Consider the following 20,539-nt stretch of genomic DNA (forward strand, 5'->3'; position numbering starts at 1 on the left):
CACCAAGATCCGGCTCCTCACCCGCATCGCGTTCGGGTTCCACAACCCCGACGCCCTCATCGCCCTCGCCATGCTCGCCCTCGGCGGACACACCCCCACGCTCCCGGGCCGAAGATGACCCACGGACACAGCAGGAGCGCCTCGATATCGGGGGGCTATTTCCTCCAACAGCGTCCCACCCGCCGGGATCTGGTCACGCTCCGTGGCACGGGGCCCTCGTGGAGGACCCTCACCGGAGCGCTCAGTATCCCCAACCGTCGTCGTCGACCGCCGACGGTGCGCCATCACTCGTCGCCGTCTGCACACGCCGATGCCAGGTGACCCAGTGGTCGAGCACACCGAGGATCGCCAGCAGCCCGCACCCGTAGAGCCAGACCACGGAGAAGAGCAGACCGATCCCCTGGAAGGCGCCTTCGGCTCGGTTGCACAGGAGGGCCCCGATGGCCAGGGACAGCAGGATCACCGAGGTCCCGGTCCACCAAAGCACCGGGCGCCGGACGAGCACCAGCATCACCAGAAAGGGGGGGATGACCAAGATCGCCACGATCCACAGGTAGAAGGCGGCGGCGCGAGCGATGACCTCGAGATCGCTCAGGTCGTCGAGGGGGAGCGACACTGCGATCGCCACGGCGATGGTGACGCCGAAGACAACGGCGCCGAGTGTCGCCACCCGCAGCCGCACCGGCACCCCTGCCGTCGGCGCGTGCGTCATGAGGTGATCATCGGCGCCAGCCGAGCCGACCGCAAGGAGTACCGGCATGCAGTCACGAGCCCGGGAGGATTGCCTCGAGAACGGGGGTCGTAGGCTGGGCAGCATGAGCGGAGCGGAGGCCCGAGTGGCTCGTGAGCGAAGCGAACAGGAGCGGACGAGATGAGCTTTCCCCAGCGTCGGATGCGGCGCCTGCGGACGACGCCGGCGATGCGCCGGCTCGTGGCCGAGACCCGCCTGTCGGCCGACGACCTCGTCGCCCCGCTGTTCGTGCGTGAGGGCATCGACGAACCCCAGCCCATCGCCTCGCTGCCCGGCGTCGTGCAGCACACCCGCGAGTCGCTGCGCAAAGAGGTGCGCGAGCTCGTCGACCTCGGCATCCCCGCCGTCATCCTCTTCGGGGTGCCGGCCACCAAGGACGCCGAGGGCAGCCAGGCGTGGGACCCCGGCGGCATCGTCCAGGTGGCCCTCAAGGACCTCCGCGACGAGGTGGGCGACGACCTCGTCCTGATGGCGGACCTGTGTCTCGACGAGTACACCGACCACGGCCACTGCGGGCTGCTCACCGACACCGGCGAGGTCGACAACGACGCCACCATCGAGCGCTACGGCTGGGCCGGGCTGGCCCAGGCCGAGGCCGGCGCCGACGTGTGCGCCCCCTCCGGGATGATGGACGGCCAGGTCATGGCCATCCGCGACGCCCTCGACGAGGAGGGCTGGGACGCCGTGTCGATCCTCGCCTACGCCGCGAAGTACGCCTCCGCCCTCTACGGGCCCTTCCGGGACGCGGTCGACGTGAGCATCGCCGACGGCGGCGACCGCAAGGCCTACCAGCAGGACTACCGCAACGGTCGGGAGGCGCTCGAGGAGATCCGGGCCGACCTCGCCGAGGGCGCCGACATGGTCATGGTGAAGCCGGCGCTGGCCTACCTCGACCTCATCGCTCGCGCCCGGGCCGAGGTGGACGTGCCCCTCGCCGCCTACCACGTGTCCGGCGAGTACTCGATGATCAAGGCCGCCGCCGCCAACGGCTGGATCGACGGGGACGCCGTGGCACTCGAGCACCTCACCGCCATCAAGCGGGCCGGCGCCGACATCATCCTCACCTACCTCGCCCGTGAGGTGGCCGAGGCGCTCGGCTGACGATCCCGGCTTCTCGGCAGCCTCGAGCCGCCGCCGACGGCCTCACGGTTCTTGCAACGGGCGGCGGCCGCCGGATCGTCCTCACCGCACGGGCTGGTCAGGTGGCCGGGACCGTGGCCTGACGGCGATGCTTGCGCCATGACCGATCTCACCAACGCCGGCCTGTTCGAGCGCGCCCAGCGGGTGATCCCCGGCGGGGTGAACTCGCCGGTGCGGGCGTTCCGCTCCGTCGGCGGCAACCCGTACTTCGTGGCCCGGGCCGAGGGCCCCTACGTGTGGGACGTCGAGGGTAAGCGCTACACGGACTTCGTCCAGAGCTACGGCGCCATCATCGCCGGCCACGCGCACCCGGTGATCGTCGAGGCCATCCGCGACGCCGCCGGCGACGGCACGTCCTACGGCGCCCCCACCGAGCGCGAGGTGCTGTTGGCCGAGGCGATCTGCGAGCGGGTCCCGTCGTGCGCCATGGTGCGCCTGGTCAGCAGCGGCACCGAGGCCACCATGACCGCCATCCGCCTGGCCCGCGGCCACACCGGCCGGCCGACGATCGTGAAGTTCGCCGGCAACTACCACGGCCACGGCGACGCCCTGCTGGCCGAGAGCGGCAGCGGCGTGGCCACCCTCGGCCTCCCGGGCTCGGCCGGCGTGCCCGCCTCGGCCGTGGCCGAGACCCTCGTCGTTCCCTACAACGTCGTGCCCGAGCTGGGCGACGACGTGGCCGCCGTCATCGTCGAGCCCGTCGCCGCCAACATGGGGCTCGTCCCGCCGGCGCCTGGCTTCCTCGAGGGGCTGCGGAAGGCCTGCGACGACGCCGGCGCCCTGCTCATCTTCGACGAGGTCATCACCGGATTCCGGGTGGACCGCGGCGGCGCCCAGGCCCTCGTCGGCGTCACCCCCGACCTCTCCTGCTTCGGCAAGGTGATCGGCGGCGGCCTGCCCATCGGCGCCCTCGGCGGTCGTGCCGAGGTGATGTCGTCGCTGGCGCCCCTCGGCCCCGTCTACCAGGCGGGCACGCTGTCAGGGAACCCCCTCGCCACCGCCGCCGGCCTCGCCGCGCTGTCCCTGCTCGACGAGGGCGCCTACCGGATGCTCTGCGGCCGGGCCGAGATGTTCGGCCAGTGGCTCGTGCAGGTCTTCGAGGACGCCTCCTTGCCGGCGCAGGTGCCGGTGTTCGGCTCGCTGCTAGGCCTCTACTTCGGCGAGACGCCGGCGACCGACTACGCCACGGCCAAGGGCACCGACGAGGCGCTCTACGCCAAGTTCTTCCACGCCTGCCTGGGGCGGGGGGTGGCCTTCGCCCCCGGCGCCTACGAGGTGCTCTTCCCGGGCCTCGCCCACTCGAAGGACGAGCTCGAGCGGGTCAGCGACCTGGTCGCCGCCGCCGCCCGCGAGGTGGCGGGCACCTACTAGTACCGTCGGGCGCCTCGACCCGGGGAGGGCCCGATGCGACGACTCACGGTGGCGCTCATCGCCGCTGCCCTGCTGGCTGCGATGCTGACCTTCACGGGCGGCGCCGCGAGCGCCCAGTCCGGCGGCGCGAGCCCCGGCAGCCAGCCGCCCCGGCCGGCGCCGGCCGGCGCCCACTGGGAGTACCGGACGGCCGGTCCGGATGCGGTGGCACCTGAGGCGGGAGCACCCGAGGTGGTCGGCGGCACGCCGGCCACCCCCGGCACGTTCGACTACCAGGTCGCCCTCGTGTCCCCGAGCGTCCCCGGCCTCAACATCCGGGGGCAGTTCTGCGGCGGCTCTCTGATCGCGCCGGACGCCGTGCTGACCGCCGCCCACTGCGTCGTCGCCGGCATCTGGGTGCTCGTCGGTCCGGGAGACCAGATCATCGACGTCGAGGTCGACCTGCTGCGCCCGTCCGACGTGGACGTGCTGGCCGGCGACGTGAACCTCGGGCGGGACAGCGCCGCCGAGCGGCTGGACGTGCGCCAGATCCGGCTCCACCCGGGCTTCACGGTCGATCTCGATTCGTGGTTCGACCCCTTCGTGCCCGACGTCGCCGTCCTCCAACTGGCCACGCCGTCGACGACGGGGACGCCGGTGGCGCTGGCCACGCCCGCCCAGGCCGCCTTGTACACGGCGGGAACGACGGCGACCGTCTCCGGGTGGGGCAACACCGGCAACCCGCTCGCAGCAGCCCCGACGGTCCTCCAGCATGCCGACCTGCCCATCTCGTCGGACGCGGACTGCACCATCGCCTACGGCACCGACGTGGACATCGCCCGCCAGCTGTGCGCCGGCGACCTCGTCGACGGCCTCCCCACGCCCTGCTTCGGTGACAGCGGGGGTCCCCTGGTGGTCGACGACGCGGGGAGCCCACTCCAGGTCGGGGTCGTGCTCGCCGGCGACGGCTGCCCGGCCCCCGAGCGCCCGGCGGTGTTCGCCCGGGTGGCGGCTGAGGCGGGCTTCGTGGGGCGCTACCTCGATCCAGACGAGGTCCCCGACCGGCCCCGCAACGTCGCCATCACGCAGCGTGGGAGCCGTGTGCGGGTGTCCTGGCGCCCCCCAGAGTTCGACGGCGGCGCCAAGATCACCGGCTATTCGGTCACGATCACCGGTGCGAACGTCGGCCTGTCGATGCTGGGAGGGGGCGGCGGCGCCCGCCACTTCGACACCACCGTCCCGCCGCTGCGTCCCGGCGTTCGCTACACGGTGAAGGTGAAGGCCACGAACGCAATGGGCACCGGGGCCGCTCGCGTTCGTACCTTCACCGTGCGTCCCGTCGCCCTGCCCTAGGGCTCGTCGGTCAGCGTCGCCGCAGCAACTCGTTGACCCGGGCCGCCTGGCGGGTCTGGTGGTCGCGCTCGGCCTGGTTGGGGGCGTTGCGCGCCGCCTCAGCGTAGAGGCGGGCGGCGAGGGCGAGGTCGCCGTTGCGCTCGTGGAGGTGGGCGGCCACGGCCTCGCGCCGGGGTACGCCGTCGGGCACCTCGGCCAGGGCGCTCAGGCCGGCAGGCGCGCCGTCCGCCTCGCCGACGGCGACGGCCCGGTTCAGGCGGACGATCGGGGTGTCGGCGAGGCCCAGGAGCTCGTCGTACCACTCCACGATCTGCACCCAGTCGGTCTCGTCGACGGAGGGCGCGTCGGCGTGGAGGGCGGCGATGGCCGCCTGTACCTGGTACTCGCCCAGCCGGTCGCGGGAGAGCGCAGACTGCACGAGGCCGGTGCCCTCGATGATGAGTGCGTCGTCCCAGAGAGCGCGGTCCTGCTCGGCGAGGGGTACGAGGCTGCCGTCGGGACGGGTGCGGCTGCGGCGGCGGGCGTGGTGCAGGAGCATGAGGGCGAGCAGGCCCGCCACCTCGGGGTCGTCGGTCAGCTCGGTCAGCTGGCGGGTGAGGCGGATGGCCTCGGCGGCGAGGTCGACGTCGCCGCTGTAGCCCTCGTTGAAGACCAGGTAGAGCACCCGCATGACCGTGGCGACGTCGTCGGGAGCGTCGCCGGCCAGCCCGGCCGCCGCAACGGTGCGCTTGGCCCGGCTGATGCGCTGGGCCATGGTCGCCTCCGGCACGAGGTACGCCTCGGCGATCTGGCGGGTGGTCAGGCCGCCGACCGCCCGGAGGGTGAGGGCCACGGCCGACGACGGCGTCAGTTCGGGGTGGGCGCAGAGGAAGTAGAGACGCAGGGTGTCGTCCGCGCTGTGGACGGCGCCGGCGGGCGGCTCGGCGTCGAAGCGGGCCTCACGGTCGCGCCGGGCCGTGGCCGACCGGGTCAGGTCGAGGAACGCCCGCCACGCCACGGTGGTCAGCCACGCCGCCGGCTGGTCGGGCGGGTCGTCCCCCCAGGTGGCGAGCGCCCGGAGGAGCGCCTCCTGCACGGCGTCCTCGGCCGTCGCGAAGTCGGCGCCGCGACGGACGAGGACGCCCAGGACCTGCGGGACGAGCGGGCGGAGCCCGGCGTCGTCCACGCTCAGCCGTCCCCGCTCAACCGTCGACGGTCGGCGGCATGGCCAGGAAGGGCCGCACCTCGAGCCACTCGTGGATGGGCTCGCCGTTGGCGCCGGGGGCAGCCGACAGCTCGCCGGCGAGCTCGATGGCCCGAGCCTCGGTGTCGACGTCGATGATCATCCAGCCGGCGATGAGGTCCTTGGTCTCGGCGAAGGGGCCGTCGGTCACCGGCGGCTTCCCCTCGCCGTCGTAGCGGACCCACATCCCTTCAGCGGCGACGGCCTCGGCGCCGACCAGCTCGCCGGTGGCCTCGAGGCGGGTGCCGAAGTCCGCCATGAACTGGATGTGGGCGTCGACCTCTTCGGGTGTCCACTGGTCCATGGGCACGTTGTTCTCGGGCGCCGGGGCCCCTCGGTAGTGCTTGAGCAGCAGGTACTTGGCCATGGTTGGTCTCCTCGGTGTGCCGGCCCGGGTGGCCGGTGTACCCCGATGACGGAGCCGCCGGCGGGTCCTCGACATCCTCGCCGAAGAATTCCGGGGAAATGTCACATCCGGCGTTGACAACACGGATGCCCTCCTGTGTAATGACGCCTGTGATTACACCGAACGCCGACGAGGGAATCAGCGGCGCTCTCCCGTCCGGCATCGTGGCCGGCGACGCCCACGAGCTCGCCGGCATCAGCTACCGCCAGCTCGACCACTGGGCGAGGCAGGGCTGGGTGACCCCGTCGGTGGACGCCGGCGAGGGTCGGTCGGGCCGGCGCCGCTACTCGGCCGACGACGTGGTGCGCCTCGACCTGCTGCGCCACCTGGCCGTGTCCCGGGTGAACCCTGCGGTCGCCGGGCCGCTGGTGGGGGCCTGTGCGCTGCCCGCCGGCGACGTCCGCATCGTCTGGGGCCCGGTCGGCGCCAAGGAGGCCGATCAGATCGGCCTGCGGGTGGTGCCCGCCGACGACGCCCTGGCCGCGGTCGAGGCCGGCGGCGCCTGGGTGGTCTACAACCCGGCGCCGCTCCGCGAGCGCCTCGCCGGCGCCGCACCCGTGGCGGCCCCTGGGCCGGCCCGCACGACCAGCGGAGCACGCGCCGAGCGGAGGACGGCATGACCCCGCAACTGTTCGCGGTCCCCGGGGACGGCGACGAGGCCGCCGAGGTGTTCGAGGACCTGCCGCCCGACCCGGCCTCGGAGTCCCAGGCCCGCTCGACGCTGCACGGCAAGGAGTTCGACGCCCTGGCCCTCGAGTTCCTCGAGGAGATGGGCGCCACCCTGGTCGAGCGCTACCCCCGGGTGGAGAGCTACACCCTGGACTTCCTCCTCGAGGGGACCAACGGCCGGCGGTTCCTGGTGGCGGCCCACGGCACGCCCGATCGCACCGAGCGCACCAAGGCGGGCCTGCGCCGCCAGGACACGATGCTGAAGTTCGGCTTCAAGGCCCTGCGCCTGGCCCAGCGGGGGTGCCCCCACCCGCTGCTCCTGGTGACCTCGCACATGCCCAAGCCCGGCTCGTCGTCGGAGTTCCTGCTGTCCGAGCTGAACGACGTCCTGCTCGACGCGGTGCCCGTGGTCGGCGACCTCCCGGGTCGTCAGCGCCTGCACCACTACTTCGGCGCCGACCTCCCGCCGGGGCCCGTCGCCCCGCTGGCGGCCCCGTGGCGGGCCGTGCAGCTGGGGCTCGACTTCGACTTCGAGGCCGCCGAAACCGACCCCGTCGACACCACCAAGGAGGACGACCGCGATGCGTGAGCGTCAGAGCTCGGACTGGGTCATCGACCTCAACGGTCGCCACGGCATCGAGGCGCAGGTGGAGCACGCCCTGTCCGTGCACCCCACGCTCACCCTCCTGAAGGCGTCGACCACGTCGTTCGACCGGCTCGACTTCCAGGTGCTCAGCGCCGGCGAGCAGCTCGTGCAGGTCGAGCTGAAGGCGAAGCGACAGCCGTTGTCGAAGGGGTGGCGGGACCTGCGCCCCGAGGTGCGCCCCGAGGACCTCTTCGTGCTGGACGAGCTGGCCCTGCGCAAGATCGTCGACGCCGGCCGCTACGCCTTCCTGCTGGTGCGGGACATCCCCCAGGCGCGCTGGGTGCTGTGGTCGGTGGGGTCGCTGCTGGTGGCCAGCCGGGCCCGCCACGCCCGGGCTCTCGACCGGGGCGCCGGCACCCGCTTGAAGGGCAAGCTGCTGTTCGACCTCAGCGAGGCGGGCTTCGCCACCACCGACCTGGGGGCCGCCCTCGACGAGGTCGATCGCACCGCCCGCCTGGTCGACGCCCACTGGACCGACATCGCCCCCTGGCCCACCCTCGGCGCGACCGGCTGAGACGGCGCACTCGGTGCACTGGAGCCAGAACGAGATCGTTAAGTGGGGGGATCCTGGAAGAGGGGGCTGAGGCGCAGCTCGAAGTCGGCGAAGTCGCGCTCGAGGCGGTCCTCGGTCCAGACGTGCTCGTCGTCGTAGCCGTCGACCACGTTGCCGGTGGCGCTCATCCACTCCAGGACGGCGTCGCCCCAGCGCTCCTCGAGCAGGGCGGCGCGGATGGCCGGCGCCCGGGTGCCGACGCGCGCCGCCGGCGTCCGGGCCACGACCTCCAAGGCGAGCAACCGGCCGAGCACCTCGACGTTCTCGGCGAGGAACACCCGGGGCACGTCGCCGCGCACGACCCCGACCGCAACCCGGTTGCGGCGCTGGGGGAAGAGCTCAGGGTCGGGCATCGCTCGGGATCGCCACCTGTGGCGTGATGCCCCGGGCGTGATCGGCGAGCCGCTGGCCGTCCGCGGGGTCGAGCAGCTCGACCACGTCGTACACAGGGCCGTTGACCCCGGTGACCGCCGCGAGGGCCTTCGCTCCGGCGCTGTTGCGGCGGGGCGCGTTCGTGGTGAGGAGCACGTAGCGGGGCCACGGGTCGACGGCACTGTGCACCACCGAGGCCCGACCGATGGCCTTCCAGAGGGTGTCGGTGCGCTGGAGGCCGGGACGGCTGCTCGTGAACGCCCCCGAGACGTCGAACCACCACTCCTGGCCGTCGGCGCCGAGCGTGGCGAAGTCCACCACCACGCCGCCGGGGGCCTTCACGTTCTCGCGGATCTCGTCGAAGCCGCACTGGCGCAGCAGCGCCTTGGCGATGTCCTTCGCCTTCTTGCCCTCGCGCACGGCCCGGGCCATCGGGTCCTCGTCGTCGCTGCCGGCCTCGGGCGCCGGCGGCAGGGTGATCACCGGGCCGCGGTACTGCTCGGCGCGCGCCCGCTCGTCGGCAACTCGGCCTTCGGCGAGGGCGACGTACTCCGCCTCGGTGTCGTAGCCCACGAAGTGGCGGCCGACCCGCAGCGCCGCCACCGCGGTGCTGCCCGCGCCCATGAAGGGGTCGAGCACGAGGTCGTCGGGGTACGTGTAGAGCTCGATCAGACGCTTGGGCAGCTCGACCGGGAAGGGCGCCGGGTGGCCGACCCGGCGGGCGCTCTCGGTGGGGATCTCCCACAGGTCGGTCGTCATGTCCATGAAGTCGTCGGCCCACAGCAGGGCCTGGCCCGACTCGTTCACGGGGAAGGCGTCACCGTCCTGTTCGGGCACGGCACGGTCGAAGCGGCCCTTGCTGGCGATGATCACCCGCTCGGTGAGGTCGCGGAGCACCGGGTTGCTGGGCTTCTTGAACGAGCCCCACGCGCACGAGCCCGAGGCGCCCTTGCCCTTCCACCAGATGACCTCGCCCCGCATGAGGAGGCGGAGGCGGTCCTGGAGGATGGTGATGATGTCGGCCGAGAGCGAGCGGTACGGCTTGCGCCCGAGATTGGCCACGTTGACCGCGATGCGCCCGCCCGGCTCGAGGGTGCGCACACACTCGGCGAAGACGTCTTCCAGCATCTGGAGGTAGTCGAGGTAACTGGCGGGCACGTGGCCCTCACCCAGGGCCAGCTCGTACTCCTTGCCCGCGAAGTAGGGCGGAGAGGTGACCACGAGGGCCACCGAGTTGTCGACGATGGTGTCCATGTGGCGGGAGTCGCCCTGCCAGATGCGGTCGACCTCGGGCTGGACCGCGACCTCGGCATCGGTGGAGATGTCGGGCGCCGTGAAACGGGCGTAGAAGTCGGAGGCATCGTGGCCCTCGCGCTTGCCCGCCCCGAAGGCGCTCGTCGACGTTCCCATGCGCGCAGCCTACCGAGGGGGTCTGACGGGAACGCTGACCGCGGCGCCGCTCAGGCCGTGGGTGCGCCGCCGGTGTCGGCCACCCAGGCCGCGCTGCGCTCCCACAGCTCGGCGCCGAGCTCGGGCGTGGCGACGGGGCTGGGCGGCTTCACGCGGCAGTGCTGGTCCACGTAGGCGCCGCTGTCGGCGTCGAGGCTCGGATCGGTGGCGGCGAAGATGGTCGAGGCGGCGCCCTCGGCGACGGGCGTGAGGCCGACGACGCGGCGGAACACGGCGTAGATCGGCGCGGGGATGCGCCGCCACACGTTGGTGTCGACGGGGCCGGGGTCCGATGCCGCCACCACCAGCGTGGCCGGGTCTTCTCGCCGCGCCAGCTCCTGGGTGAAGCAGACGTTGGCCAGCTTCGACACGCTGTACTCCTTCATGCCGACGAAGCTGCGGGTGGGCCGGCGCACGGCGTCGAAGTCGATGCCCTTGGCGTCGAAGTGGCTGCCGCTGGAGACGTTGGCCACCCGGGCCGGTGCGCCGGGCGCGGCCGAGGCCCGGAGGCGGTCGAGCAGCAGGGTGGTGAAGAGGAAGTGGCCGAGGTGGTTGGTGCCGAAGGCCAGCTCGAAGCCGTCGGCGGTCGAGCCGCGCTGACCGGCCAGGCCGGCGTTGTTCACGAGGATGTGGAGCGGCCGGTCGGTGGCGAGGAGCTCGTCGGCGGCCTCGCGCACGGCGGTGAGGCTGGCGAGGTCGAGGCCGAGGAACGAGAGGTGCTCGTTGCCCGTGGCGGTGCGCAGCTCGTCGATGGTGGCCCGGGCCTTCTCCTCGGAGCGGCAGGCCAGCACGACGGTGCCGCCTCGGCCGGCGAGGTGCAGGGCCGTCGCCCGCCCGATGCCGCTGTTGGCACCGGTCACCACCGCCACCCGCCCGGTCAGGTCCCGCTCGTCCGCCATCGTGCCTCCCGTGACCGGCCGGTGGCCGGGGCGCGAACAGTACCCGCACGCCGCCGCCGTCGGCCTGGGGATCGCCTACCGTCGGCGTCATGCCCGAGCTCCACGCCGTCGGCGTGTTCTGCGGCTCCTCACCCGGTCGGGATCCGCGCCACCTCGCCCTCGCCCGCGAGGTGGGCGCCGCTCTGGCCGGCCGGGGCGTCGGCCTCGTGTACGGCGGCGGGCAGGTCGGCCTGATGGGCGCCATCGCCGACGCGTGCCTCGAGGCCGGCGGCTCGGTCGTCGGGGTGATCCCCGGCGCGCTGTTCGCTCACGAGGTGGTGCACCCCGGCCTCGACGAGCTGATCGAGGTGGCCACCATGCACGAGCGCAAAGCTCTCATGTACGACCGCAGTGACGGCTTCCTCGCCCTGCCCGGCGGCCTTGGCACCCTCGACGAGCTCTGCGAGGTGGCCACTTGGGCCCAGCTCGGCCTGCACGCCAAGGCCCTCGTGCTGGTCGACGTCGACGGCTTCTGGGACCCCTTTGTGGCCATGCTCGACCGCATGGTCGAGTCGGGCTTCCTCCTGCCCCGGAACCGGGCCCTGATCCTGCGCGCCGGCGGCGCCGCCCAGGCCCTCGACGTGCTCGCCGCCGCCCGCCCCGAGGACGTCGCCCCCGCCATCGGCCCCGAAGACCGCTGAGGCGGCCTGAACTGGCACCGGATTTCGGTGCCCTGGCACCGAAATCCGGTGCCAGAACGAGCGGCGCGACTCAGTAGACGCCGGCGGTGGGGTCGACCGGCGCCGGCGAGCCGGCGCCGCCCCGGGGGAGCCAGATGCGACGGGGGCGGGTGCGGGAGACGCGGACGATTGCGGGGAGGCCGGCGAGGGAGCCCGTGGGCTCGTGCCAGGTGATCGTGCTGGTGCGGTAGGGGGCGTCGCCGGGAGGCTGCACCTCGACGGTGGCCCGCACCCGGTGGCGGGCCTCGCGCATCGCCCACGGGGCGCCGCCTTTCATGAGTGCCCCCCGCAGCGGCTCGACCGACAGCACCTGCGCCGACGTCGGGCGACCCCACCAGCGCAGGCCGAAGCTCCACCCCGCCCAACGGCCGAAGATGACGAGATCGACGGCGACCACGAGCACCACGCAGGCGACGATCAGCGCCGGGGTCACGAGGCGGTCCTCGGGGGGACGGTCCAGTCGACGGGCTCGCGGCCGGCGGCGATCAGCGCCTCGTTGGCCCGGGAGAACGGGTGGCTGCCGAAGAAGCCGTTGTGGGCCGACAGCGGTGACGGGTGGGCCGACTCGATGATCACGTGGCGGGGCGCATCTGGAGAACCGGTGTCGATGAGCGCCTTCTTCTTGCGGGCGTGGGCGCCCCAGAGGATGAACACGACGGTGTCGGGCTTGTCGTTCACGGCCCGGATGACCTGGTCGGTGAAGGTCTCCCAGCCCTTGCCCTGGTGCGAGGCGGCCTGGCGGGCCCGCACCGTCAGCGTGGTGTTCAACAGCAGCACCCCCTGCCGGGACCAGGCGTCGAGGCAGCCGTGGTCGGGCGGGTCGATGCCGAGGTCGTCGTGCAGTTCCTTGTAGATGTTCTGGAGCGACGGCGGCAGCGGCACGCCGGGGCGCACCGAGAAGCAGAGCCCGTGGGCCTGGCCGGCGCCGTGGTAGGGGTCCTGGCCGAGGATGACCACCTTCACGTCGGCGAAGGGCGTCTGGTGGAGCGCGGCGAAGACGTCCTCGGGGGGCGGATAGACGGGGTGGCGGGACCGCTCGTCGGCCACGAAGCGCTGGAGCTCGGCCCAGTACGGCTGGGCGAACTCGCCCCGCAGCACGGGGTTCCAGTCCGTCTTGGGCGCCATCGGCCCCGAAGGTACCCGGGTGGGCGCCCTCGGCCCGGCCCGGGGCGGTACGGTCGGCGCCAGACCGCGAGGGCCCCCGTCGAGAGGACATGAGCGTGGAGTGGCTGAACACCCGGGAGGGCGAGCGCCTCGGCGCCCTCGGCCCTGCCGTCGACGCCGCCATCGCCGACCTCGTCGAGCGTGACGCGGTGGCCCGGGTCTGGTCGGGCGACCACACCCTCTGGCAGGACGACCCCACCGAGGTGGCCGACCGCCTCGGCTGGCTCCGGGTCGGCCCCGAGATCGCCGCCGCCCAGGCCGACCTCGACCGCTTCGCCGCCGATGTCTACGGCGACGGCTTCCACCACGTCCTCGTCATGGGCATGGGGGGCTCGAGCCTGTTCCCCGAGGTGATCGCCACCACCTTCGCCCGACCCGACGACCGGCCCCGGCTCAGCGTGCTCGACAGCACCGACCCGGCGGCGCTGCGGCGGGTCGAGGCCGCGCTCGACCTCGACCGCACCCTTTTCGTGGCGTCGTCCAAGTCGGGCTCCACCCTCGAGACCGCAAGCCACCTCGCCTACTTCTGGGACAAGGTCGGCCGCCCCGAGCAGTTCGCGGTCGTCACCGACGCCGGCTCGGCCCTCGAGGCCTCGGCCCGCGAGCGGGGCTTCCGGCGGGTCTTCGTCAACCGGTCCGACATCGGCGGCCGCTACTCGGCGCTGTCGTACTTCGGCATGGTGCCCGCCGCCCTCGCCGGCGTCGACTACCTGCGCCTGCTGCGCTCCGCCGACGTCGTCGCCGAACAGCTCCAGCCCGACGGCGACCCCCACCGCCACCCGGGCCTGCGCCTCGGCGCGGTGATGGCGGCGGCGGCCAAGGCCGGGCGCGACAAGCTCACCCTGCTGCTCGACCCCGACGTCGCCACCTTCGGCCTGTGGCTCGAGCAGCTCATCGCCGAGTCGACGGGGAAGTCCGGCACCGGCGTGGTGCCCGTGGCGGGCGAGGACGTGGCCGCGGACCTCCGCGTCTACGGCGACGACCGGCTCTTCGTGGGCCTCGGCTGGCACCCCGCCCTCGACGAGCTCGCCGACGCCGGCCACCCCGTGGTCGAGCTGCCCTTCGAGAACGCCTACGGCCTGGGCGCCCAGGTGCTGCTCTGGGAGTTCGCCACGGCCATCTGCGGCGCCGCGCTCGGCATCAACCCCTTCGACCAGCCCAACGTGGCCGAGGCCAAGGCCGCCACGAACGACGTCCTCGCCCGCATCGAGGCCGGCGACGGCGATCCGCTGGCGGTCGCCGCGGAGCCCCTCGACGCCCTGCTCGCCCAGGTGCGCCCCGGCGACTACCTGGCACTCCAGGCCTACGTCGACCCCGAGAGCCCGCTGATAGCGGACCTCCAGCGCGTGCGCCTCGCCTTGCGCGACCGGCTCGGTGTGGCCACCACCCTTGGCGTCGGCCCTCGCTTCCTGCACTCCACCGGCCAGTTGCACAAGGGCGGGCCCCCGTCGGGCGTGTTCGTGCAGGTGGTGGACGACGCCGCCCTCGCCGACGGGGGCGGCCCCGCCATCCCGGGCCAGGACTTCGGCTTCGGCACCCTCCTGGCCGCCCAGGCCGCCGGCGACCTGGCCACCCTGCGGGCCCACGGCCTGCGGGCCGCCCGGGTCACCGTCGACGACCTGCTCGCCGCCGGCGCCGGCGCGTGACCGAACCCCGATCTTCACGTTCTGGTATCTGGCTGGTCACCTTCGCGTGACCATCCTGGGACCGGCACGGGACGAACCGACCACGAGGAGCAACTGATGAAGCTGGGCATGATCGGGCTGGGCAAGATGGGCGGCAACATGGCCGAGCGCCTGCGCCGCGGCGGTCACGAGGTGGTGGGCTACGACGCCTTCAGCGACGCCTCGGAGGTGGCCTCGCTCGAGGCGCTGGCCGAGGCCCTCGCCGGCGACGGGCCTCGGGTGGCATGGGTGATGGTGCCCGCCGGCGACCCCACCGAGCAGACCGTCACCGACCTGGCCGCGCTGTTCGAGCCCGGTGATCTCATCATCGAGGGCGGCAACTCCAACTGGCACGACTCGGTCCGCCGGGGCGCCGCGCTGGCCGAACAGGGAATCGGCTTCATCGACGCGGGCACGAGCGGTGGCGTGTGGGGCCTCGAGAACGGCTACGCGCTGATGGTCGGGGGTACAGACGAGTCCGTGGCCGTCGCTCAACCCGTCTTCGACACGCTGGCGCCGGCGGGCGGCTTCGCTCACGTGGGCCCGGTGGGCACCGGCCACTTCACCAAGATGGTCCACAACGGCATCGAGTACGGGATGATGCAGGCCTACGCCGAGGGCTACGAGCTCCTCACGAAGGCCGACCTCGGCATCGACGTGCAGGCCGCCCTCGAGTGCTGGCAGGAGGGCAGTGTCGTGCGGTCGTGGCTGCTCGACCTGCTGGTCGCGGCGAACAAGCAGGATCCGGGTTTCGCCGAGATCCGGGGCGTCGCCGCCGACTCCGGCGAGGGGCGCTGGACGGTGCTCGAGGCGGTCAACCACGGCGTCGCCGCGCCGGTCATCTCCGCCGCGCTGTTCGCCCGCTTCGTGTCGCAGCAGGACGAATCGCTGGCCATGAAGGCCGTGGCCGCCCTCCGCAACCAGTTCGGCGGCCACGCCGTGGTGGCGGAGGCGGAGGGTCCGAGCGCCCACGCGGCCCAGGGGCCCGCGGCCGATGCCTGAGGCAGTCGCGGAAGACGTCAGCGGGGCGCTCGTCCTGTTCGGCGCCACCGGCGACCTGGCCAAGAAGAAGATCTTCCCGGCGCTCTACCGTCTGGCCCTGTCCGGGCGCATCGACGTGCCCATCATCGGCGTCGCCACCCGCGAGTGGGACGACGACCAGCTCAGGGCCTACGCCCGTGAGGCCGTCGAGGCCAAGAACGACACCATCGACGAGGGGGTGTGGTCGCAGCTCGCCGCCAACATGACCTACGTCAGCGGCGACTACCGCGAGTCGGGCACCTTTGCGGCCCTCGCCCGGAAGATGACGACCTGCGAGCGGCCGCTGTTCTACCTGAGCATCCCGCCGTCGCTGTTCGACGACGTGATCGAGGGCCTCGCCGGCGTGGGCCTCAACAAGGACGGCCGCGTGGTGGTGGAGAAGCCCTTCGGACGCGACCTCGAGTCCGCCCGCGAGCTCAACGCCGTCGTGCACAAGGCCTTCGCCGAGAAGGACGTCTTCCGCATCGACCACTTCCTCGGGAAGGAGGCGGTCGAGAACCTGCTCATCTTCCGCTTCGCCAACTCGATGCTCGAGCCGGTGTGGAACCGCAACTTCATCGACAACGTGCAGATCACGATGTCCGAGGAGTTCGGGATCGAGGGCCGTGGCAAGTTCTACGACAACGTCGGCGCCCTGCGCGACGTCGTCCAGAACCACCTGCTGCTCATCGTGGCCCTGTTGGCCATGGAGCCGCCCGCGGCGTCCGACGCCGACGCCCTGCGCGACGAGTACCACAAGGTCCTCCGCCAGGTGCGCTCCTTCGAGCCCGACTGCGTCGTGCGGGGCCAGTACCACGGCTACCCCGACGAGGAGGGCGTGCAGGCCGGGTCCGACACCGAGACCTACATCGCCCTGCGCACCGAGATCGACTCGTGGCGCTGGGCGGGCGTGCCCTGGCTCATCCGCACCGGCAAAGACCTCGCCGTCACCGCCACCGAGGCCGTCATCCAGTTCAAGGCCCCGCCCCGGCTGCTCTTCACCGACGAGGACCTGCGCCCCAGCGCCAACAAGCTGCGCTTCCGCCTCGGGGCCAACGACGGGGTGACCCTCCACATGCACTCCAAGGCGCCGGGGGAGGCCCTGGCCACGAAGTCGACCGACCTCGACGTGGACTACGAGCACGTGTTCGGGTCCCGCCAGGAGGCCTACGAGCGCCTCATCGGCGACGCGCTCGAGGGCAACGCCCGCCGCTTCGGTCGGGAGGACTCGCTCGAGCAGCAGTGGCGCATCGTCGAGCCGCTGCTCGGCGGCGACGTGCCGGCGGTGCACCTGTACGACCGCGGCACCATGGGCCCCACCGAGGCCGACGCGCTGGCCGAGGGCCACGGCGGCTGGCACGACCCGCTGCTGCCGACCCCGCCCGGCGTGCCGGCGCCGCCCCTCCCGCCGATGTAGCGAACTGATCCGCCGGCAGGGTTCCTCGGTACTTCACCCCGGCGACGGGGGTCGATCACCGAGAGATCCCGGTGGGGACGGCGTTCAGCCGAACGCCGCGGGGTCGATGTGGGTGAGGGTGCCGTCGCCGGCGTTGGCGACCCAGACGTCGGCCTCGGTGGCGGCGACGGCGATGGGCTGCTCGCCGACGGCGATGGTGTCGGTGACCTCGTCGGTCGCGGGGTCGATGCGCAGGACCTCGTTGGTCCCACCGTCGGTGATCCAGACGGCGGCGCTGGTCGCGGCGACGGCGCCGGGGACGGTGTCGCCATCGAGTTCCACGGTGGCCACGACCTCGTTGGTGTCGGGGTCGATGCGGATGGCCGTCCTCGCTTCCTTGCTGATCACCCACACGGCGTCCTCGACGGCGGCGACCGAGAACGGCACGGCGCCGATGTCGATGGTGGCGGTGACCTCGTTGGTGTCGGGGTCGATGCGGCTGACGGTGTTGTCGCCGCCGTTGGTCACCCACACGACGTCGTCGGTGGCCGACACCGCGTTGGGAGCCGTGCCGACCTCGATCTCGGTGACCAGCCCGAGCTCGATGGCGTCGAGGCGGACGAGCGAGCCGATCCCGTCCCGGTCCCTCGTGACCCAGACGTCGCTGCCGGCGGCGCTGATCGCCTGCTGGCGGTCACCCACCTCGACCTGGTTGGTGTCCGCCGCGGTGGCGAGGTCGATGCGGATGAGCTCGGCGGTGTCGTCGCCGGTGATCCAGCCGGCGGCGTCGGGTTGGGTCAACGCGATTCCGGTGCCGACGTTGTTGATGCCCGTGTTGGTGATCTCCTCACCGGTCTCCGGGTCGAGCTTGTAGACGAGCGTCTCGGCCGAGTCGGTCACCCAGACGGCCTCGGCATCGACCGCGACCGCCACCGGGCTGGTGGCGAAGGCCGCGGTCTGGAACGTGCCCTCGGTGTCCCCGCCGTCGTCGCCGCCGCCCAGGAGGACGACGGCGCCGACCACGAGGGCGAGCACCACCACGACGGCGGCACCGATCAGGAGCGCCGGTGCCTTGCCGCGGCCCGGTGGCGAACCCTGCGGAGGCGGCGGTGGGGTGGGCGACGGGGGCGAGCCGGGGCCATCGTTCGGCGCAGCAGGCTCGACCGGGGCCGCACCGGGCTCGGCGGTCTCGGCAGTCTCGGGTGGGGCGACCGGAGGGACCATCGCCCCGGTCGCCACCGTGACGGTCGCGTTGGCATCCGGTTCGGGCGCCGACGGCGGCGGGACCTCGGGGGGCGTCGCGACGACGGGGTCCGGCTCGCCGGCAGGAGCCGCGGGCGGGGGGAGGGTGCCGACGGTGATGGTCGCCGCCGCGTCGGGCTCGGGGGAGGGCTCGGGTGCGGTGACCGGCTCGTCCGAACCGTCCGGCCCGTCCGGCTCGTGCGTCTCGTCGGGCTCGTCGGGCTCGTCGGGCTCGTCGCCGACGGTGACGGTCTCGCTGGCATCGGGGGCCGCGGCGACCCCCGATCCCGAGGGGCGGCCCGCGGCCAGGCGGAGCGGGGTGGGAGCGAGGCCGTGGGCGCGCTGGATGTCCTGGAGCGCGGCGCCGAGCTCAGCGGCGGACTGCGGGCGGTCGTCGGGATCCTTGGCCAGGCCGGCGACCAACAGGTCGGCGAGGTCGCTCGGGACCGGGTCCGCCAGACGGGGCGGCGGTGTGTCGATCACCCGCATCATCACGGTCGCCACCGGTTCATTGGGCTCGCCCTCGAACGGCGGTTGCCCCGCGAGCAGCGTGTGCAGGGTGGAGGAGAGCCCGTAGACGTCGGTGCGCTCGTCCTGGCGGTGGCCCCGGAGCACCTCGGGAGCCACGTGGGCCACGGTGAAGCTGGCCACGCCGGTGGTGGTGCGCCGGCCGCCGTCCACCGCGGCGATGCCGAAGTCGGACAGGCGCGCCTCGCCGAAGGGGCCGACGAGCACGTTCTCGGGCTTGAGGTCGCGGTGCAGGGTCCCGGCGGCGTGGGCCGCGCCCAGCGCTCCGCACACCTCGATGCCGGCGGTGGTGGTGGTGGTCCAGTCGAGCACCGAGCCGTTGGCCAGAGCGGCGTCGGCCAGCGAGCCCCGCTCGAGGTACTCCATGGCCAGCCACAGGTGGCCGGACTCGGTGACGCCCGAGTCGTAGACGGCGACGACGTGCGGGTGCCACGAGAGCTCGCCCATGGCCTGGCACTCGCGCTCGAAGCGGTCGCGGGTGCGCTCGTCGGGGTCCGCCAGGTCGAGCACCTTCAGGGCGACGGCCCGGTTGAAGCGCTCCTGGTGGGCTCGGTAGACGCGGGCGAAACCACCCCGTCCGATCTCGACCAGGTCGCGGTATCCCGTCACCTCGGGCAGGGGTGCCATGGGGGCGCAGACTAGGACACGTCCCGCCGATGGACCCGATGGTGCTGCTGCGCCGCCCCGGGCGGGGCCAGGGCTACGCGCGGGTGAGGGGCTCGGGCACGACCCGGGCCATGGCGGCGACGGCCTTGTAGGCCGCCTCGGCGCCGCCGATCTCGTCATCGCGCAGCAGGTTGGCCATGATCCGCAGCACCCAGTCCATGAGGGTGCGCGACTGCATGCCCACCCGGGTGAGCTCGCGCATCAGCGCCGGCCGCCCGATGATCTTCACGAACAGTCGGGCCACCTTGAAGTAGAGGCCGAACTCCTCGTCGAGCATCGACTGGTAGCGGGCCAGGGCGATGCCGCTGCCGGTGGTGAGGGCCTCGTCGAGCAGGCCGGCGGCCATGCGGCCGGTCTCGTAGGCGTAGTCGATGCCCTCGCCGTTGAAGGGGTTGATGGAGCCGGCGGCGTCGCCCACCACGATGAAGGTGGGACCGGACTTGGGGCCGACCGAGCCGGCCATGGGCAGGCGCCCGCCGGTCGGCTCGCCCACGGCGCTGTCGGGGCCGATCTCCCAGTAGTCGGGGGCGGTCGCCGAGAACTCACGCAGCAGGTGGGTGGTGTTGACGCTCTTGAAGTCCCGGAAGGTGGAAAGCAGGCCGATGCCGACGTTGATGGTGCCGTCGCCCAGGGGGAAGATCCAGCCGTAGCCGGGCAGCGAGTTGCCCTGGCGGTCGCGCACGTCGAGCGCGCTCTCGATCCACGGGGTGTCGTGCAGGGGGCTCTCGTAGTAGCCCCGGATGGCCATGCCCTGCGGGTAGGTGCGATCGCGCGCCGTGCCGAGCGCGCGGCCGAAGCGCGAGTTGGCTCCGTCGGCGATCACCACGTAGCGGGCGAGGATCTCCTCGGTCTGGCCCGACTCCTTGTCCTTCACCACGGCGCCGGCCACGAGCCCGTCGCGCAGCACGGGCCGGATGGCCTCGACGCCGGTGCGCAGCTGCGCGCCCGCCTTCACCGCGTGGTCGGCCACGAACTCGTCGAGGTCGCGCCGGCGCACCACATAGCCGTAGTTGGGGAAGCGCGGGTGCTCGGGCCACTCGAGCTCGAGGGTGACCCCGTGGGCCACGGCCCGGAGGCCGTCGTAGCGGTGGTGGTCCTCGAGGCGGTGCTCGAGGCCCATGTCCTGGAGCTGGCGCACCGCCCGGGGGGTGAGCCCGTCGCCGCAGGTCTTGTCTCGCGGGAAGACCTTCTTCTCGACGATCAGGACGTCGTGGCCGGCCTCGGCCAGCCAGTAGGCGGCCGCGGAGCCGGCAGGCCCGCCGCCGATGACGAGGACGTCATGGCGGTGGGGGGTGGGGGAGGGCACGGTCTCAGGTTACGAGGGTGCGAC

Annotated in this window: 20 protein-coding genes; 10 read left to right on the forward strand and 10 right to left on the reverse strand. The window is 72.9% G+C overall.

Annotation, left to right across the window (positions count from 1 at the left end; all coding sequences use genetic code 11):
- Positions 1–241 precede the first annotated feature (241 nt).
- The gene (locus JNK12_02965) at positions 242–712 is read right to left on the reverse strand and encodes a hypothetical protein (protein MBL8774861.1); all 471 of its coding nucleotides are present in this window, start codon (positions 710–712) and stop codon (positions 242–244) included.
- Between the two features lie 159 nt (positions 713–871).
- Between JNK12_02965 and hemB the strand changes: the two genes are divergently transcribed.
- The 3 genes from hemB to JNK12_02980 all read left to right on the forward strand — a co-directional run bounded on the left by hemB (position 872) and on the right by JNK12_02980 (position 4,594).
- Positions 872–1,852: a porphobilinogen synthase gene (hemB, locus tag JNK12_02970; protein MBL8774862.1), complete on the forward strand. Its 981-nt coding sequence runs from the start codon at positions 872–874 to the stop codon at positions 1,850–1,852.
- A gap of 138 nt (positions 1,853–1,990) precedes the next feature.
- Positions 1,991–3,262: a glutamate-1-semialdehyde 2,1-aminomutase gene (hemL, locus tag JNK12_02975; GenBank protein MBL8774863.1), complete on the forward strand. Its 1,272-nt coding sequence runs from the start codon at positions 1,991–1,993 to the stop codon at positions 3,260–3,262.
- A gap of 33 nt (positions 3,263–3,295) precedes the next feature.
- Positions 3,296–4,594, forward strand: a complete 1,299-nt coding sequence (locus JNK12_02980; GenBank protein ID MBL8774864.1) for a trypsin-like serine protease — start codon at positions 3,296–3,298, stop codon at positions 4,592–4,594.
- Between the two features lie 10 nt (positions 4,595–4,604).
- Here the strand turns inward: JNK12_02980 and JNK12_02985 are convergent, their stop codons facing one another.
- The gene (locus JNK12_02985) at positions 4,605–5,765 is read right to left on the reverse strand and encodes an RNA polymerase subunit sigma-24 (protein ID MBL8774865.1); all 1,161 of its coding nucleotides are present in this window, start codon (positions 5,763–5,765) and stop codon (positions 4,605–4,607) included.
- Between the two features lie 10 nt (positions 5,766–5,775).
- Positions 5,776–6,183: a hypothetical protein gene (locus JNK12_02990; GenBank protein ID MBL8774866.1), complete on the reverse strand. Its 408-nt coding sequence runs from the start codon at positions 6,181–6,183 to the stop codon at positions 5,776–5,778.
- A gap of 140 nt (positions 6,184–6,323) precedes the next feature.
- On the opposite strand from JNK12_02990, the gene JNK12_02995 reads away from it, so the two are divergent.
- The 3 genes from JNK12_02995 to JNK12_03005 are packed head-to-tail and all read left to right on the forward strand — an operon-like array spanning position 6,324 to position 8,051.
- Positions 6,324–6,842: a MerR family transcriptional regulator gene (locus JNK12_02995; GenBank protein ID MBL8774867.1), complete on the forward strand. Its 519-nt coding sequence runs from the start codon at positions 6,324–6,326 to the stop codon at positions 6,840–6,842.
- A complete protein-coding gene (locus JNK12_03000) occupies positions 6,839–7,480 on the forward strand; it encodes a hypothetical protein (protein ID MBL8774868.1) in 642 nt (213 codons plus the stop codon). The genes JNK12_02995 and JNK12_03000 overlap by 4 nt, the downstream gene beginning before the upstream one ends.
- The gene (locus JNK12_03005; GenBank protein ID MBL8774869.1) at positions 7,473–8,051 is read left to right on the forward strand and encodes a hypothetical protein; all 579 of its coding nucleotides are present in this window, start codon (positions 7,473–7,475) and stop codon (positions 8,049–8,051) included. The genes JNK12_03000 and JNK12_03005 overlap by 8 nt, the downstream gene beginning before the upstream one ends.
- A gap of 38 nt (positions 8,052–8,089) precedes the next feature.
- On the opposite strand, the gene JNK12_03010 is transcribed toward JNK12_03005, so the two are convergent.
- The 3 genes from JNK12_03010 to JNK12_03020 are packed head-to-tail and all read right to left on the reverse strand — an operon-like array spanning position 8,090 to position 10,810.
- Positions 8,090–8,443: a hypothetical protein gene (locus tag JNK12_03010; GenBank protein MBL8774870.1), complete on the reverse strand. Its 354-nt coding sequence runs from the start codon at positions 8,441–8,443 to the stop codon at positions 8,090–8,092.
- On the reverse strand, positions 8,430–9,872 hold the full coding sequence (locus tag JNK12_03015) for a site-specific DNA-methyltransferase (protein ID MBL8774871.1): 1,443 nt from the start codon (positions 9,870–9,872) through the stop codon (positions 8,430–8,432). The genes JNK12_03010 and JNK12_03015 overlap by 14 nt, the downstream gene beginning before the upstream one ends.
- Positions 9,873–9,922: 50 nt before the next feature.
- On the reverse strand, positions 9,923–10,810 hold the full coding sequence (locus JNK12_03020; protein MBL8774872.1) for an SDR family oxidoreductase: 888 nt from the start codon (positions 10,808–10,810) through the stop codon (positions 9,923–9,925).
- An 89-nt stretch (positions 10,811–10,899) separates the two neighbouring features.
- Here JNK12_03020 and JNK12_03025 point away from each other — a divergent pair, with 89 nt between their 5' ends.
- Positions 10,900–11,490 carry a TIGR00730 family Rossman fold protein gene (locus JNK12_03025; protein ID MBL8774873.1) on the forward strand — a complete coding sequence of 197 codons (591 nt, stop codon included), beginning with the start codon at positions 10,900–10,902 and terminating at the stop codon, positions 11,488–11,490.
- Between the two features lie 70 nt (positions 11,491–11,560).
- Here JNK12_03025 and JNK12_03030 read toward each other — a convergent pair whose 3' ends face one another.
- Together JNK12_03030 and ung are read right to left on the reverse strand one after the other, a co-directional pair.
- Positions 11,561–11,962 (reverse strand): hypothetical protein, encoded by a 402-nt coding sequence (locus JNK12_03030; GenBank protein ID MBL8774874.1) that lies wholly within the window; start codon positions 11,960–11,962, stop codon positions 11,561–11,563.
- Complete coding sequence (gene ung, locus JNK12_03035) at positions 11,959–12,654, reverse strand: uracil-DNA glycosylase (GenBank protein ID MBL8774875.1); 696 nt, start codon at positions 12,652–12,654, stop codon at positions 11,959–11,961. The genes JNK12_03030 and ung overlap by 4 nt, the downstream gene beginning before the upstream one ends.
- A gap of 95 nt (positions 12,655–12,749) precedes the next feature.
- Between ung and JNK12_03040 the strand changes: the two genes are divergently transcribed.
- The 3 genes from JNK12_03040 (at position 12,750) to zwf (ending at position 16,794) form a co-directional block, all read left to right on the forward strand.
- Entirely contained in the window at positions 12,750–14,339 is a 1,590-nt protein-coding gene (locus tag JNK12_03040) for a hypothetical protein (GenBank protein MBL8774876.1), read from the forward strand.
- 96 nt (positions 14,340–14,435) lie between these two features.
- Complete coding sequence (gene gnd, locus JNK12_03045) at positions 14,436–15,359, forward strand: decarboxylating 6-phosphogluconate dehydrogenase (protein ID MBL8774877.1); 924 nt, start codon at positions 14,436–14,438, stop codon at positions 15,357–15,359.
- Positions 15,352–16,794 (forward strand): glucose-6-phosphate dehydrogenase, encoded by a 1,443-nt coding sequence (gene zwf, locus JNK12_03050; protein ID MBL8774878.1) that lies wholly within the window; start codon positions 15,352–15,354, stop codon positions 16,792–16,794. The genes gnd and zwf overlap by 8 nt, the downstream gene beginning before the upstream one ends.
- A gap of 84 nt (positions 16,795–16,878) precedes the next feature.
- Here the strand turns inward: zwf and JNK12_03055 are convergent, their stop codons facing one another.
- Positions 16,879–19,170: a protein kinase gene (locus tag JNK12_03055; protein MBL8774879.1), complete on the reverse strand. Its 2,292-nt coding sequence runs from the start codon at positions 19,168–19,170 to the stop codon at positions 16,879–16,881.
- A gap of 73 nt (positions 19,171–19,243) precedes the next feature.
- Complete coding sequence (locus JNK12_03060; protein MBL8774880.1) at positions 19,244–20,515, reverse strand: geranylgeranyl reductase family protein; 1,272 nt, start codon at positions 20,513–20,515, stop codon at positions 19,244–19,246.
- Positions 20,516–20,539: the final 24 nt, after the last annotated feature.

This window comes from Acidimicrobiales bacterium, assembly GCA_016794585.1.
Classification (GTDB): Bacteria; Actinomycetota; Acidimicrobiia; order Acidimicrobiales; family DATDAH01; genus JAEUJM01.

Excerpts from the sequence above, each read along its gene's own strand:
- JNK12_03025 (MBL8774873.1), top strand. The coding sequence starts at position 10,900 with ATGCCCGAGCTCCACGCCGTCGGCGTGTTCTGCGGCTCCTCACCCGGT.
- JNK12_03005 (MBL8774869.1), top strand. The coding sequence starts at position 7,473 with ATGCGTGAGCGTCAGAGCTCGGACTGGGTCATCGACCTCAACGGTCGC.
- ung (MBL8774875.1), bottom strand. The coding sequence starts at position 12,654 with ATGGCGCCCAAGACGGACTGGAACCCCGTGCTGCGGGGCGAGTTCGCC.
- JNK12_03000 (MBL8774868.1), top strand. The coding sequence starts at position 6,839 with ATGACCCCGCAACTGTTCGCGGTCCCCGGGGACGGCGACGAGGCCGCC.
- JNK12_03010 (MBL8774870.1), bottom strand. The coding sequence starts at position 8,443 with ATGCCCGACCCTGAGCTCTTCCCCCAGCGCCGCAACCGGGTTGCGGTC.
- JNK12_03015 (MBL8774871.1), bottom strand. The coding sequence starts at position 9,872 with ATGGGAACGTCGACGAGCGCCTTCGGGGCGGGCAAGCGCGAGGGCCAC.
- JNK12_02980 (MBL8774864.1), top strand. The coding sequence starts at position 3,296 with ATGCGACGACTCACGGTGGCGCTCATCGCCGCTGCCCTGCTGGCTGCG.
- JNK12_02990 (MBL8774866.1), bottom strand. The coding sequence starts at position 6,183 with ATGGCCAAGTACCTGCTGCTCAAGCACTACCGAGGGGCCCCGGCGCCC.
- gnd (MBL8774877.1), top strand. The coding sequence starts at position 14,436 with ATGAAGCTGGGCATGATCGGGCTGGGCAAGATGGGCGGCAACATGGCC.
- JNK12_03055 (MBL8774879.1), bottom strand. The coding sequence starts at position 19,170 with ATGGCACCCCTGCCCGAGGTGACGGGATACCGCGACCTGGTCGAGATC.
- JNK12_03020 (MBL8774872.1), bottom strand. The coding sequence starts at position 10,810 with ATGGCGGACGAGCGGGACCTGACCGGGCGGGTGGCGGTGGTGACCGGT.
- JNK12_02995 (MBL8774867.1), top strand. The coding sequence starts at position 6,324 with ATGACGCCTGTGATTACACCGAACGCCGACGAGGGAATCAGCGGCGCT.
- hemB (MBL8774862.1), top strand. The coding sequence starts at position 872 with ATGAGCTTTCCCCAGCGTCGGATGCGGCGCCTGCGGACGACGCCGGCG.
- zwf (MBL8774878.1), top strand. The coding sequence starts at position 15,352 with ATGCCTGAGGCAGTCGCGGAAGACGTCAGCGGGGCGCTCGTCCTGTTC.
- hemL (MBL8774863.1), top strand. The coding sequence starts at position 1,991 with ATGACCGATCTCACCAACGCCGGCCTGTTCGAGCGCGCCCAGCGGGTG.
- JNK12_02965 (MBL8774861.1), bottom strand. The coding sequence starts at position 712 with ATGACGCACGCGCCGACGGCAGGGGTGCCGGTGCGGCTGCGGGTGGCG.